Here is a 14,639-nt window from a genome sequence, read left to right as displayed (position 1 = left end):
TGCCCGAATCGGCCAACCGTCGAACGGAGACAGAGCATGTTACGGACCCTCAGGCGCCGGGCTGCGGCTGTGGGGTTGTCCCTCGCGACGGCCCTGACCGGCTCCCTTCTCGCCACCGGAGCGAGTGCGCCGGCCCACGCCGCCGTCCCGGCGACGATCCCCCTGAAGATCACCAACAACTCGGCACGCGGCGAGCAGGTGTACATCTACAACCTCGGCACGGAACTGTCGACCGGCCGGCAGGGCTGGGCCGACGCGGGCGGCACCTTCCACCCCTGGCCTGCGGGCGGAAACCCGCCGACCCCCGCCCCCGACGCATCCATACCGGGCCCGGCGTCAGGCCAGTCGACCACGATCCGCATGCCGAAGTTCTCCGGCCGCGTGTACTTCTCCTACGGCCAGAAACTGGTCTTCAAGCTGACCACCGGAGGCCTGGTCCAGCCCGCTGTGCAGAACCCGGCCGACCCCAACCGCAACATCCTGTTCAACTGGTCGGAGTACACACTCAACGACTCGGGCCTGTGGATCAACAGCACACAGGTCGACATGTTCTCCGCGCCGTACGCGGTGGGAGTGCAACGAGCCGACGGCAGCACCGCGAGCACCGGCCGGCTCAAGCCCGGCGGCTACACCGGCTTCTTCAACGCCCTCAGAGGGCAGCCCGGAGGCTGGGCCAACCTGATCCAGACCCGCGCCGACGGCACGGTACTGCGCGCCCTGTCACCGTTGTACGGTCTGGAGACCGGCGCGCTGCCCGCCACCGTCATGGACGACTACGTCAACCGCGTCTGGCAGAAGTACGCCACCTCGACCCTGACGGTCACCCCCTTCGCCGACCAGCCCGGCACAAAGTACTACGGCCGGGTCTCCGGCGGCGTCATGAACTTCACCAACGGCTCCGGCGCCACCGTCACCAGCTTCGAGAAACCGGACGCCGCCTCGATCTTCGGCTGTCACCGGAAGCTGGACGCCCCCAACGACCAGGTACGCGGCCCCATCTCGCGCACCCTGTGCGCCGGCTTCAACCGCTCCACCCTGCTGGTCAACCCCAACCAGCCCGACTCCGGGGCCGATTCCTTCTACAAGGACGACGTCACCAACCACTACGCGCGCAAGATCCACGCACAGACCGTCGACGGCAAGGCGTACGCGTTCGCCTTCGACGACGTCGGTCATCACGAGTCGCTCGTCCACGACGGCAGCCCGCGCCAGGCCTACCTCACGCTCGATCCCCTCAACTGACCGCCTCGGCCATCGGCACCGCCGTCGGTTCGCGGTGCCGGTGTCCGTTGACTGTGCACAAGTTCTGGTCATCAATCACAACTTTGCTGTTCCTTGGTGTAGTTGGGCTGCGGTTTACGTGAGCCTCGTTGGCACCACGCGGTGACTGCACACCCTCCTGTTACAGAGGGGGTGCGGCCACCATCCCCCCACGCACTGGTGAGAGGCACCAACGATGACGACGAACCGCGCCCTGCGGTACGGCGGCCGCACGCTGGCGTTCACGGCGACCGCACTCGGCATGATCGCGGCGGCCGTGCCCGCAGCGGCCGAGGAACAGCCCACCGCGGAGCAGCTCATGGCCGACTGCTCTTCCGGGGAGGGCAAGTGCAGCTTCAACTCCCCGCAGATCGGCGAGGCCTACCTCGGTGAGCCCCGTCAGGTCTCCGACCTTCTCTTCAACTGCACCGACTCGGCCGCGTCCCAGTCGATGTCATGGGCCGACACCGTGGGCTCCTCCCACTCGGTGGGCGGCTCGGTCACCGTGGGCGGAGGCATCGAAGGCATCATCACGGCCAGCGTGACCGCGACGTACAACTACACCTGGCAGAGCTCGCACACCGAGACGAGTTCCTTCACCGTGAACGTGAAGCCGGGACACGTGGGCTGGATCTCCCGCTCCCAGGTGATGCAGCGGATATCCGGCACGTGGCAGACCCACTACGACGACCCCAAGTGGGGCCACTACTACTGGTTCGTCCCCGACGTGGTCACCGGCCCGGCTCCGAACGGCACGGACGGCAAGCACAGCGCGGTCGTGGTCAGGTCCCGCAAGATGACCGCCGAGGAGAAGAAGCTGTGCTCCACCGGCTCCACCCAGAACAAGGTGTTCACTCACGGCGGCTGATCCGCCGTGAGGCGCTCAAGGGGCTGCGGCGACCCCGATACCGAGGGCGATGAACAGCCATCCGGTGGTCAGTTCCCACCGGTGGCGGGCCTTCGGGCGGGCGAGGAGGGTGCGTAGCCGCGCGGCGACGGTGACGAGGGCGAACCAGTAGACGATCCCGATGAGGACGTCCAGGGCGCCGAGGAAGAAGATCTGCCGTGCTGTCGAACCGCTGCCGTCGACGAACTGCGGCAGGACGCTGATGAAGAACAGCGCAGCCTTGGGATTGAGCACATTGGTGAGGAAGCCCTGGCTGAAGCCGGACCGCCCGCGGCCGTCGCCTGTCCTGTCCACCGCGGCCCCGGGCGGGAGGCCGCCGTCCTCCGGCGCGCCGGTGCCGGCTGCCTTCCGCCGCGCCGCCAGCACCGCCCGAACGCCCAAGCAGACCAAGTAGAGCGCGCCGAGCAGCTTGACGGCGTCGTACACCACGGGTGAGCGGGTGACGATCAGCGACAGCCCGACGGCGGCGGCGACCATGTGCGCACACAGCCCGGCCTGAGCCCCGAGCGCCGCGGCCCGCCCCCGGGCCGGATCCTCGGCCGCCGATCTCACCACGACGAGGAAGTCCGGACCGGGGACCGCGTACGCCACCAGGACCACACCGAGAAAGCCGACCAGGTCGACCGACATCCCATCCCCTTTCGGTCGGCCCCCGAGTACCCCGAGGGCGCCGAACCGGACTCGTGGAGCAGTGGTGAAAACCCTGTGGAAGCGCTGTCGGTGGTGCCGTTTATGCTGCACCCGAAGATCACGCGGGACCAGGGGAGGGCGCGGCATGTTCAACAGGCTGTTCGGCAGGGGAGCGGAGAGACCCGTAGCGGATCCGCACGTCCTTCCCGTCCCGCGCAGGCAGAAGAACGGGATGTACACCCTGCGCGCGCTCGGCGACACGCGGGTGCTCGCGCTGGTGGAGGCGGCCGACGCGGGGGACTGGGAGGCCGTCAAGGCGGCCCTTGCGCCCTTCGATCTCGGCCGTGACCACCGGGTCCTGGGGGAGCTCGCCGACCTGGACGGTGTGCAGGACTGGATCGGCCGGGCCGTCGAGGAGGACAAGGAGCACCGGGCGACGGCCCTGCTGATATCCGGGGCACGCCACATCAGCTGGGGCTGGGAGGCGCGCACCTCCGACCTGGCCGTGAACGTCACGCAGGAGCAGTGGCGGATCTTCCACGAACGGCTGCGGCTGGCCGAGGAGCAACTGCTCGAAGCCGCCGAGCTGCGGCCGGAATGGGTCACGCCGTGGCGCCACCTCCTCACCTCCGGCCGCGGCATGTCGCTCGGCCCCGCCGTCAACGAGACCCGGTTCGAGGCCGCCCTGCGCCGCGACCCGCTGGACCTGGAGAGCCACCTCGAGCGGCTGTCGCAGTTGCAGCCCCGCTGGGGCGGCAAGCCGGGGCAGGCCCTGGCGTTCGCCCAGGAGGCGTCCGCCCGCGCCCCGCACGGACACCGCCTCGGCTGCGTGATCGCCATGGCGTACATCGAGGAGTGGGTCGAGTCGGAGCGTGGGGACTACCTCGTGACCTCCGAGATCCAGGCACAGTTGCGGGAGGCGGCGGACCACAGCATCCTCCATCCCGCCTACGTGTGGCGCCCGGGCTGGCAGCACGACTTCAACATGTTCGCCATGGCCCTGTCGCTGGCCGGAGAACGACACACGATCCGGCGCGTCTTCCAGACGCTGGACGGCGCCTACACCAAGTGGCCCTGGATCTACTTCGCAGAGCCCGAGAAGCAGTTCGCGCGCAGGTACCGCCGCGCCTGAGCGCCCTTCGGCCCCGTACCCGGCCGCCCGCCACACGTGGCGCCCCGGTGCCGCCGGTCCCGCCACCCGTCCTTCCTCCCACCCCGGACTGCCCGATGACTCTGCCCGACACCGCCACGAACCCGGCCGGCGCCGACCGCACCTTCCAGGTGGACCTGCGCGGCCTCGTCGATCTCCTCTCCCACCACCTCTACTCCAGTCCCAGGGTGTACCTGCGCGAACTGATGCAGAACGCGGTGGACGCGCTGACAGCCCGGCACGCCCTCGAACCGGACGCCCCCGCCGACGCCTTCGGCGTCCGCCTGTACGCCGATGGGTCGGTCGTACGTGTGGAGGACGACGGTGTCGGTCTCACCGAGGCCGACGTCCACACCTTCCTCGCCACCATCGGCCGCAGCAGCAAGCGCGCCGACCGCATAGCCGAACAACGCGGTGACTTCATCGGCCAGTTCGGCATCGGCCTGCTCTCCTGCTTCCTGGTCGCGGACGAGATCCACGTCCTGAGCCGCTCCGCCCGCACCCCCGACGCACCCGCCGTGGAATGGCGCGGACGCGGCGACGGCAGCTACACCATCCGCACCCTGCCCGCCTCCGCCCGCCCCCGGCCCGGCACCACCGTCACCCTGACACCGCGCACCGACGCCGGCGAGTGGACCCGCCCGGCCCAGGTGCACGCCCTGGCCCGGCACTTCGGCTCCCTGCTGCGCCACCCGGTGACCTTCGACGACGGAACAGGCGGCGGCACAAGTCCTGCCGCCCGCGCGGACGGACCGGGCGTGTCCGTCAACCCCGAGCCCGCCCCCTGGGCTCGTACCTACCCCACACCGGGAGCCCGTTCCCGCGCGCTGGCCGCGTACGGCGAGGAGGTCTTCGGCTTCAAGCCGCTGGACACCATCGAGCTGGACCTGCCGGCCGTCGGCCTCAAGGGCATCGCGTGCGTCCTGCCCGAGGCGGTACCGGCCGGACGCCGCCACGGCCACCGCGTCCACGTCAAGGGCATGCTGCTGTCCGAGCAGGCCGAGGAGATCCTGCCCGACTGGGCGTTCTTCGTCCGCTGCGTCGTCGACGCCGAGAGCCTGCGGCCGACCGCGTCCCGGGAGTCCCTCTACGAGGACGACACCCTCGCCGCCGTCCGCGACGCCCTCGCCGAGCGGCTGCGCGACTGGATCGCCCGGGCCGCCGCCAGCGACCCGGACCTGCTCGGCCGCTTCCTCCAGGCCCACCACCTGGCCGTGAAGTCGCTCGCGGTGCACGACGACGAGATCCTGCGGATGCTGCTGCCCTGGCTGCCGTTCGAGACCACCGACGGGCACACCACCCTCGACGAGTTCGCCCGCACCCACCGCACCGTGCTCGTGACATCGAGCGTCGAGGAGTTCCGGCAAGTTGCCGCGATCGCCTCGGCCGCCGGGCTCGGGGTCGTCAACGGCGGCTACACCTACGACCGTGAACTGGTCCACCGACTGCCCGAGATCAGGCCCGAGGCGAGCGTCGCCGACCTCGACCCCGCGACCCTCACCGCCCACCTCGACCCCGTGGACCGGGAGACGGAACTGGCCGCCGCGGCCTACCTCGCCCAGGCCCGCGAGGCCCTCGCCGTCTTCGACTGCGACGTCGCGCTGCGCACGTTCCAGCCCGCCTCCGCCCCCGCCCTCCTCGTCGACAGCCGCGAGGCCCGTCACGAGCGCACCCGCTCCCAGCTCGCCCGGGAGCAGGAAGGCGGCCTGTGGGGCGACATCCTCGGCGCCCTGCGCCAGGAGGCACCGCGCGCCCAGCTGATCCTCAACCAGCTCAACCCGCTGGTCCGCACCGCCGTCACCATCGACGAACCCGAACTGGCCCGCACCAGCGCCGAAGCCCTCTACGGGCAGGCCGCGATGTTGTCCCGGCGCCCCCTCAGGCCCGCCGAGTCGAGCCTCATCAACCGTTCCTTCCTCGATCTCCTCGCCCACGCCCTCCGCAAGGACAGCTGACGATGCCGACGACCGCACCCCAGACCACCGACGAGCTGTACCAGGCGCTCCAGGAGAACGACCGGCGCCCCTACGGCCGCACCCGCACCGTCACCGCCGAGGAACTCGTCGACGCCGCCGAGCAGTTCGACGAGCCCGTCCCGCTCGTCCACGCGCTCCTCGAACTCCAGGAGGCGTACACCTACGGCTCCGAACCCCGGAAGTCGCCCGTCGTCTTCGCCCGCCTGCTGACCCTCTTCGACGAACAGCCCGACGTCTTCGACGAGCGCCTGCGGCACATGCTGTTCTGGCGGTTCAAGTGGGTGGCCAACGCCCTGCGCGCGCTGCCCGAGGTACCGCTCGCCAGCATGCGCCAGTGGCTGACCGAGATGCGCGACCGGTACGAGAAGGCCGGCCTCGGCCTCCAGCCCTACTACAGCCAGGCGTACCAGCTCGCCTCGCACGTCGGCGAGGACACCACCCTCGCCTACGAGCTGTGGGCGGGCCGCACCCGCACCCGGCTCAGCGACTGCGAGGCCTGCGAGATCTGCGAGCGCGCCCTGTACCACCTCTCGGCGGGCGACGACGAGCGGGCACTGCGCGCCTGGGAACCCGTCCTGGCCGGAAAGGAGTCCTGCCAGGAGGAACCGGCCCGCTCCCTCTCGTACGCCCTGCTGCCGCTGCTTCGCACCGGCCGCACCGACCAGGCGCGCGAACTGCACCTCGTCGGCTACCGCGGCTGCCGCCGCAACCCCTCGATGTCCGGGGAGGTCGGCCGGCACCTGGAGTTCTGCGCGCTGACCGGCAACGAGGCCCGCGGCCTGGAACTGCTCGCCGAGAACCGCGGCCTGTTCGACGAGGTCGACTCGCCGCTGGACCTGTTCGACTTCCTCACCGGCGTGGAGGTCCTCCTCCAGCGGGTCGAACTCCTCGGCCACGGCGAACTGCCTGCCGCCGGATACGCGGGCCGCACCTGGACGGTGGCCGGCCTGCGCGCCGAGGTACGGACCCGCGCCGACGACCTCGCGGCCCGCTTCGACGACCGCAACGGCACCACCGCCCACACCGACCGCCGCAAGGCCCGCCTCGACCGTGCCCCGCTCATGGACGCGCTGGAACTGACCCTGCGCACCCGCACCCTCGACGACGTGACCCCGGCCGCCCCGGTCACCGCACCCGCCACCCCTACGGCCGCGGCCCTCCCCGACGACCTGACCGAGCTCATCCTGCGGGCCCGAACGCTGGAGGAGCAGGGACACCCGGACGCACCGGCCTGCTGGACACGGCTGCGCACACGCGTCGCCGCCCGCGACTACACTCACCCCGACGACCCGGCCGTCGACCCGCTCGTCCGGCTCCGCGCCGACCGGCTGGCCGACGAGGCGGGCCGGGCGGGGGAGAAGGACGAGTTCGCCGACGCCGCCGCCCTCCACGAGGAGGCCGCGGCCCTGTACGACGACGCCGGAGAGCCGGCTCACGCGGCGCTCGCCCGGGCGGGAGCCCTGCTGGCAACGGCCGAGATCGCCACGGAGGGCGCCGACGCGGCCGAGGCAAAGGCCGCCGCGCTGACCGCCGCCCACGCGTCCATGGTCCACCTGCACGAGGAGACGTCCGGCCTCGCCCCGTACCAGGAGGCCCGCCTGCTGCGGCTGCGCGCGACCGCGCTCGCCCTGCGCCTGCAGACCACGGGGAGCGAGGAGCACGTCGCACCCGTCCTCGCCGAGGTGGAACTGCTGCACACCTTCGCCACGCGGCACGACGTCGAGACGCAGATCTCCGGCGCCCTCCTGCTGCGGGCCAGCACCTACGCCATCTCCGGCGACCTGCCCGCCGCGGTCACCGAGATCGACGCCCTCCTCGACCGGCTGACGGCGCACGGCCCCGCCTGGCACCTGCCCCGCACACTCGGGCTGCGCGGCCGCCTCCACCTCGGCCTCCAGGACGCGCAGGCCGCGCACGCCGACCTCACCGAGGGCCTGCGGCGGGCCGCCGACTGGCCGGCCGGCACCGTCGACACCGCCCGCCTCCACGGCGATCTGGCCCAGGCCCACATGCACCTGGGCCGCCCCGACGAGGCACTGCGGCACCTGACGCGCTCCGCGGAGCAGGACCTGCGCCGCGGCAGCCGGACGGACGCGTTCTGCACCTACGGCAACGCCGCCCAGCTCAGCCTCGACCTCGGACGCGTCGAGGACTGCATCGCCCTGCTCGACTCCGTCCTGGCCGAACCGGACGTCGCCGCCGGAGAGGTCGACGACCGGCTCGTGGCCCAGCTGCGCCTGACCCGCGCCCGCGCACTGCACACGGGGGAGGACCTCAAGGCCGCCACAGCGGAGTTCGTCGCCCTCGCGGCCGAGTCGGCCGGCTGGGAGGACGACCGGGGCAGCCATGCCATGATCGCCGCGGAGACGGCCGTACTCCTCGGCGAGTCCGGTGAGTTCGGCCGGGCCCGCGAAGCCGCCGATCAGGCGCTCGCCGCCCACGCCGAGGCCCCGCGCTACGAGCATCTCAGCAACGGCCTGCGCGAGCTCGCCCGCCTCCAGGCTCAGCAGCAGGGCCCCGACGGCCTGCCGGGCGCCCTCGCCTACCTCGACGACGCCGGCCGCGTCGCCGACGAGGCCCGCGCCGCCGGTTACGAGGCCCACGGCCGTTCCCTGGACACCGCCCTGGCCTACGAACACGGGCGGGTCAACGCCTACGCCGGCGCGTACGAGGACGCGCTGGCCGCCCTGGACAAGGCTCTCGCCCTGCTCGGCGAGCCGGGACCCGAGGACGACCACGCCGGCGAGTGGGCCGAGTGCGTCCGCCTCGCGGGCGCGGTGGAGGGCATCTACCTGGAACGCCCCGCCCCCGCCCTCGCCCGCCTCGACACGGCGGTCTCCCGCCTGACCGCCCTGGGCCACACCGAGGAGACCGAACCGCTGACCTCCTTGGCGGCCCGGCTGCGCGACGAGGAGTGACACGACGCCCCCGGGGGCGGGCTCTCGCCCGGCCGCGGGGGCGCCGCCTCCCTGGCTTCACCTGCGCCGTTCGCGGAGGAGTCCCGTCACGACGAAGACCCGTCCCGGCAAGCGGGACGGCATCGGACAAGGGGACCGAGTCCGATGCCGGTGCGGCTGCCGTACCGCCGCCGCGTCACCCGGCCGCCGCACGCGCCGGGCGCATCCGGCCGGGGCGCCCGCACGGTAGAAGTCCGGAAGGCGGATGTGACGACTCCGCGGCCGACGACGGGCGGGCTGGGACAGCGACATGGGCGACGAACGAGCCACCGGACGCAGCGGGAAGGGACCGGCGGGGCCTGCCGCCTCGACCTGCCTCGTGACCGGCGCGAGCGGCTACATCGGCGGGCGGCTGGTGCCGGAACTCCTGGACGCCGGCCACCGGGTGCGCTGCCTGGTCCGCACGCCGAGCAAGCTGCGCGACCACCCGTGGGCGGACCGGGTGGAGATCGTCCGGGGCGACGTCACCGACGCCGGATCGGTGGCGCGGGCGATGGCCGGAGCGGACGTCGCCTACTACCTCGTACACGCCCTCGGCACCGGAGACGACTTCGAACGGACCGACCGTGCCGCCGCCCGCGTCTTCGGCGAGCAGGCGCGCCGGGTCGGCGTCCGGCGCCTCGTCTACCTCGGCGGACTCACTCCCGCCGGCGTACCGGAGTCACATCTCTCCCCGCACCTGCGCTCCCGCACCGAGGTCGGCCGCATCCTCCTCGGCTCGGGTGTGCCGACCGCCGTCCTGCGCGCGGCCGTCATCATCGGCTCGGGCTCCGCGAGCTTCGAGATGCTGCGCTACCTCACCGAGCGCCTGCCGGTCATGATCACCCCGCGCTGGGTGAGCACCCGCATCCAGCCGATCGCCGTACGGGACGTGCTGCGCGTCCTGGTGGGCTGTGCCGGCCTTCCCCCCGACGTCAACCGTGCCTTCGACGTCGGCGGCCCGGAGGTGCTGACCTACCTGGACATGATGCGCCGGTACGCCGCCGTCGCCCGGCTGCCCCGGCGGCTCATCGTGCCGGTGCCCGTGCTCACGCCCGGACTCTCCAGCCACTGGGTAGGCCTCGTGACCCCGGTGCCGGCCTCGATCGCCCGCCCGCTCACGGAGTCCCTGCGCCATGAGGTGGTGTGCCGGGACCGCGACATCGAACAGTACGTGCCCAGCCCACCGGGACACCCACTCGGTTTTGACCGCGCCGTCACCCTGGCGCTGCAACGCGTCCGGGAGGCCCAGGTCACCACCCGCTGGTCGTCCGCCTCGGTGCCCGGCGCCCCCAGCGGCCCCCTGCCCACCGACCCGGACTGGGCCGGCGGCAGCCTCTACACCGACCACCGCGAACTCGAGGCGGACGTGGCACCCGACGCGCTGTGGCAGGTCGTCGAGGGCATCGGCGGGGAGAACGGCTGGTACTCGTTCCCGTTGGCCTGGGCGGTACGCGGCCGGCTGGACCGTCTCGCGGGCGGCGTGGGCCTGCGCCGGGGCCGACGCGACGCGCGCCGGCTCCGGGCGGGCGACTGCCTGGACTTCTGGAGGGTGGAGGAGATCCAGCGCGGCCGGCTGCTGAGGCTGCGCGCCGAGATGCGGCTGCCCGGCCTGGCCTGGCTGGAGATGAGGGTGGACAGCGACGCCGGAGGGCCCGTCCGGTACCGCCAGCGCGCCCTCTTCCACCCCCACGGACTGCTGGGTCACCTGTACTGGTGGAGCGTCTCGCCCTTCCACGCGGTCGTCTTCGGCGGCATGGCCCGCAACATCGTCCGCGCCGCGATCCGCCTCCAGGAAGAGCGCACGGAAGCACGGGAGTCCGGAACCGCATCCGGACCCGCCTCGCCGCCGGAAGACAGTGCAGTACGGACCGGCCGCCGTGAACCACCGGAGAGAGGCTGAAGCCCATGCACGTCTCAGTCGTTCTGTTCACCTCCGACCTGCGTCTGCGTGACCACCCGCCGCTGCGTGCCGCCCTGGACTCCGCCGGCACGGTCGTCCCGCTCTTCGTGCGCGACCGAGCCGTGACTCAGGCCGGGTTCGCCGCCCCCAACCGCAGTGCCTTCCTCGCCGACTGCCTGGCCGACCTCGACTCCTCGCTGCGCGAGCGCGGCGGACGGCTCGTGGTCCGCTCCGGCGACCTGGTGGAGGAGGTGTGCCGTGTGGTGACCGAGGCGGACGCCGACGAGGTGCACATGGCGGCGGCGCACAGCCGGTTCGCCACCCGGCGTGAGGACGGACTGCGGCGCGCGCTGGAGGCCGACGGGCGCCGTCTGTTCGTCCACGACGCCGTCACCGTGGCCGTTTCACCCGGCGAGGTGACCCCCTCCGGGGCGGACCACTTCGCCGTCTTCACGCCCTACCACCGGCAGTGGGCGCGGGCCCGGCTGCGTGACGTCGTGGCCGCCCCGCGCCGGGTGTTCGTCCCCGAGCACGTGAAGGGAGAGCCGCTGCCCGCACGCGACGACGTCCCCGGCATCTCGCCGGCCCTCCCCGCCGGCGGCGAGAGCGCGGGCCGCACACGGGTGAGCGCCTACTGGCGACGCGGTCTGGGCGCCTACGACGACACGCGCGACGACCTGGGCGCCGACAGCACCTCCCGGCTCTCCGCGCACCTGCACTTCGGCACCCTCTCCCCGGTGGAGCTGATCCACCGGGCCCGCCGCCACGGCGGGCCGGGCGCCGAGGCCCTGGTACGGCAGCTCGCCTGGCGCGACTTCCACCGCCAGGTCCTCGCCGCACGCCCCGACGCAGCCCACACCGACTACCGCAGCAAACGCGACCGATGGCGTACCGAACGCACCGCGGGCGACGACATCGAGGCATGGCGGCAGGGCCGCACCGGCTACCCGGTGATCGACGCGGCGATGCGGCAGCTGCGCCACGAGGGCTGGATGCACAACCGGGCCCGGCTGCTCACCGCGAGCTTCCTCACCAAGACCCTGTACGTCGACTGGCGCATCGGCGCCGCCCACTTCCTGCACTGGCTGGTCGACGGTGACATCGCCAACAACCAGCTCAACTGGCAGTGGATGGCCGGCACGGGCACCGACACACGGCCCAACCGGGTGCTCAACCCGGTCACCCAGGCGAAGCGGTACGACCCGGACGGCACCTACGTGCGGCGCTGGGTGCCCGAACTGGCGGGCCTCGGCGCCCCGGCCGTCCACGAGCCGTGGAAGCTGCCCGGCCTGGACCGCGCCGCGCTCGACTACCCCGATCCGGTCGTGCCGCTGTCCGAGGGCCTGGAGCGGTTCCGGCGGGCCCGCGACAAGCAGGGCTGAGAGGGCCGCGACAGAGCGGGCCGCCACCGGGTCCGGTGCGCGGCCCGCACCGCGCACGGATGGTGCGCGGCCCGCACCGCGTACCACCCGGTCGCGTCCCCGCGTGCTTCACACGTCGTGGGCCGCACGCGCCACCCACCGCAGCAGAGCCCCACGGCCCTCCTCAGGCACCGTCCACAGCGGATGCCCGCGCAGCCCCCAGCGGCCGAGCAACGCGTTGGCGGCGAGGAAGCCGCTGGTGGCCGCGCGTTCCATCAGCGCCACCGGCAGCCCGGTGCGCACGGTGTCGCCCGCGACGACGAGGCCGGGCGTCGGCGTGCCCACGGCAGGCCGGTCGCCGTATCCGCCGACCGGGAACAGCGGGCAGTCGGCCCTCCACTCGTGGCGGGCGTCCACCACCCGGGCCCTGCGGGTCTCCGGGTAGACCCGGTGCAGTTCCGCGAGCAGTTCCTTCTGCCGTGTCTCACGGCCGGCGTCACCGGACAGCGCGTAGGCGTGCAGTTCCAGCACCGAGCCGCCCGTGCGGGCGGCCCAGCGGGCGGCCTCCCCCTCCCAGCGGTTCAGGACGCTGACGTTGTCCAGGGGGCCGTACCCGCTGGTGCCGAGGAACCCGGGCCGGTCATCGCGTACGGGCCGGTCCAGCCACAGGCGGGACACCAGGAACGGCGGCGCGGTGCGCAGCCGTGCCACCCGGTCGCGCCACGACTCGTCCCCCAGCCCTTCGGACCCGGCCACCACGGCACGCAGCGCGCTGGGATCGAGGGCCAGGACCACGGCGTCGCAGCGCTCCTCGGTGTCACCGGTCGCCACCGTGAAGCCACGGTCGGGCAGGGCCGTGACCGCCTCGACCGGTGTGGACGTGCGCAGGTCGGCTCCCCGGCGGGTCAGGTACGCGGCGAGCGGGTCCCACAGAGCCTGGGGGAACGGCTCGCCGGGCACGTCGAACAGCAGGCCCTCGGCCGAACCGAGGAAGTAGACGTGGAACATCAGCGCCATCTCCGCCGCCGACAGCAGACGCGGGTCGGCGAAGAAGCTGCGCGAGAAGACCTCGAAGGCCAGGTGCCGCGCCGCCGCCGGGAAGCGGATCCGGTCCAGGAACTCGTGGGCGCTGACCTGGTCGAGCCGGTCGTACACGTCCGGCACCCGCACGTCGAGCAGCGGCAGCGCGGCACGGGCGTTCATCCGGACCAGGTCGCGCGCACGGAAGGAAGGGCTCAGCGCGACGAAGCCGAGCGCGCTCAGCGGCGGTGTGCGCGGGACGTGCCGGAAGCTGTCGTGGCCGCCGCCCGAGTGACGCAGCGGATAGTCGGGCAGGCCGGTCAGGCGGGACAGCGCCGGATCGGTGCGACGCAGCAGGGCCCGCAGGTTGTAGTACTGGCGGAAGAACGCGTGGAAGCCGCGGCTCATCGTCACCGTGCTGCCGTCGGCGAGCCGGGTGGGCCAGCCGGCCAGCCGTCCGCCGAGCCGCGGCTCGCGCTCGTACAGGGTGACTCGTACTCCGCGTTCGGCGAGCGCCGTGGCGGCCGTCAGCCCGGCGATGCCTCCCCCGACGACCGCGGCGTGCGGGGCGCCCGAGGGATCGGCGCGGCGCGTTCCGCCCGGCGCGGGCAGCAGCCGGGCCAGCCGGTCCCGCCCGGGGCGGCGCGCTGTGCGGCGGGGGCCGACGGTCATCGCGGGTCCCGCCCGCCGCGCGGTTCCGCGCTCGCGCCCCGCACCGGGCGCGGTCGCGCACCCATCGCCTCACCGACACCGACACCGTCGTCGGCCTGGGCCTGCCACCGGTTCGTCGCCGGCCGGCGGGCCACCACGGTGTGCGTGATGCCGGTCTGCCAGCCGGGCAGCGGCAGGACCCGCACCCGTTCGAAACCGGCCCGCTCGACTCTCCGGCCCAGGGCCCCCGCGGTGTCGAAGCCGACGACGCTGCGCCACAGATGACGGTAGAGCGGCCCGTCCCCGAGCAGCGTGGCCACCGGCAGCACGAGCCCACCGCACACCGCGCTCCACACCGCGCGGTGCGCGGCCCGCCCGCTCAGGGCGTACTCGTGCACCGCCAGGCGGCCGCCGGGTGCGAGCAGCCGGTGGGCCGTGGCGAGCACGGCGTCCGGGTCGGCGACGTTCCGCAGCAGGTAAGCGGCGAAGACCGCGTCGAACGGACCGCTCACCCCTGCCTCGTCCAGTCGTTCCACCGGCGCGTGCACGAACCGCACCGCCCGCCCCCACGGGCGGCCGGACGCGCGCCGCAGCATGCCCGCCGAGGCGTCGACCGCCGTGATGTCCGCGCCGGGCAGCACGGCGGCCAGGGCGGCCGTGGACGCTCCGGTGCCGCATCCGAGGTCCAGCAACCGCAGCCCGCCGCCGTCCGGTGGGAGGCCGAGCCGGCGGGCCGAACGACGCAGGTGGGCGTGGTAACCGGGGTTGGCGGCCACGAGCGTGTCGTAGCTGCGGGCAGCGTGGTCGAAGGCGCCGGCCAGATCGGCGTCGCGCAGAAGAGGCAT

10 protein-coding genes are annotated in these 14,639 nt (G+C 73.2%); 7 read left to right on the top strand and 3 right to left on the bottom strand.

From position 1 onward, the window contains the following. Positions 1 to 36: 36 nt before the first annotated feature. Together ABEA82_RS34265 and ABEA82_RS34260 are read left to right on the top strand one after the other, a co-directional pair. Positions 37 to 1,242, top strand: a complete 1,206-nt coding sequence (locus ABEA82_RS34265) for a glycoside hydrolase family 64 protein (protein WP_345665637.1) — start codon at positions 37 to 39, stop codon at positions 1,240 to 1,242. Positions 1,243 to 1,456: 214 nt separating this feature from the next. Continuing rightward, positions 1,457 to 2,128 (top strand): hypothetical protein, encoded by a 672-nt coding sequence (locus ABEA82_RS34260; RefSeq protein ID WP_345665636.1) that lies wholly within the window; start codon positions 1,457 to 1,459, stop codon positions 2,126 to 2,128. Between the two features lie 15 nt (positions 2,129 to 2,143). Here ABEA82_RS34260 and ABEA82_RS34255 read toward each other — a convergent pair whose 3' ends face one another. Then, positions 2,144 to 2,797 (bottom strand): LysE family translocator, encoded by a 654-nt coding sequence (locus ABEA82_RS34255; protein WP_345665635.1) that lies wholly within the window; start codon positions 2,795 to 2,797, stop codon positions 2,144 to 2,146. A gap of 145 nt (positions 2,798 to 2,942) precedes the next feature. On the opposite strand from ABEA82_RS34255, the gene ABEA82_RS34250 reads away from it, so the two are divergent. The 5 genes from ABEA82_RS34250 to ABEA82_RS34230 all read left to right on the top strand — a co-directional run bounded on the left by ABEA82_RS34250 (position 2,943) and on the right by ABEA82_RS34230 (position 12,144). After that, complete coding sequence (locus tag ABEA82_RS34250; RefSeq protein ID WP_345665634.1) at positions 2,943 to 3,929, top strand: hypothetical protein; 987 nt, start codon at positions 2,943 to 2,945, stop codon at positions 3,927 to 3,929. Positions 3,930 to 4,024: 95 nt separating this feature from the next. Beyond that, on the top strand, positions 4,025 to 5,902 hold the full coding sequence (locus tag ABEA82_RS34245) for an HSP90 family protein (RefSeq protein WP_345665633.1): 1,878 nt from the start codon (positions 4,025 to 4,027) through the stop codon (positions 5,900 to 5,902). Between the two features lie 2 nt (positions 5,903 to 5,904). Beyond that, entirely contained in the window at positions 5,905 to 8,841 is a 2,937-nt protein-coding gene (locus ABEA82_RS34240) for a hypothetical protein (protein WP_345665632.1), read from the top strand. A gap of 289 nt (positions 8,842 to 9,130) precedes the next feature. Continuing rightward, positions 9,131 to 10,762: an SDR family oxidoreductase gene (locus ABEA82_RS34235; protein WP_345665631.1), complete on the top strand. Its 1,632-nt coding sequence runs from the start codon at positions 9,131 to 9,133 to the stop codon at positions 10,760 to 10,762. A 5-nt stretch (positions 10,763 to 10,767) separates the two neighbouring features. Beyond that, a complete protein-coding gene (locus tag ABEA82_RS34230) occupies positions 10,768 to 12,144 on the top strand; it encodes a cryptochrome/photolyase family protein (RefSeq protein WP_345665630.1) in 1,377 nt (458 codons plus the stop codon). A 108-nt stretch (positions 12,145 to 12,252) separates the two neighbouring features. On the opposite strand, the gene ABEA82_RS34225 is transcribed toward ABEA82_RS34230, so the two are convergent. Together ABEA82_RS34225 and ABEA82_RS34220 are read right to left on the bottom strand one after the other, a co-directional pair. After that, complete coding sequence (locus tag ABEA82_RS34225; RefSeq protein WP_345665629.1) at positions 12,253 to 13,815, bottom strand: FAD-dependent oxidoreductase; 1,563 nt, start codon at positions 13,813 to 13,815, stop codon at positions 12,253 to 12,255. After that, entirely contained in the window at positions 13,812 to 14,639 is an 828-nt protein-coding gene (locus ABEA82_RS34220) for a methyltransferase (protein WP_345665628.1), read from the bottom strand. Before ABEA82_RS34220 ends, ABEA82_RS34225 begins: the two co-directional genes overlap by 4 nt.

The sequence above is a fragment of the Streptomyces venetus genome (assembly GCF_039540295.1).
Lineage (GTDB): Bacteria > Actinomycetota > Actinomycetes > Streptomycetales > Streptomycetaceae > Streptomyces > Streptomyces venetus.
Note: the sequence above shows the minus strand (reverse complement) of the source record. Positions and strands in the feature narration are given on the sequence as shown.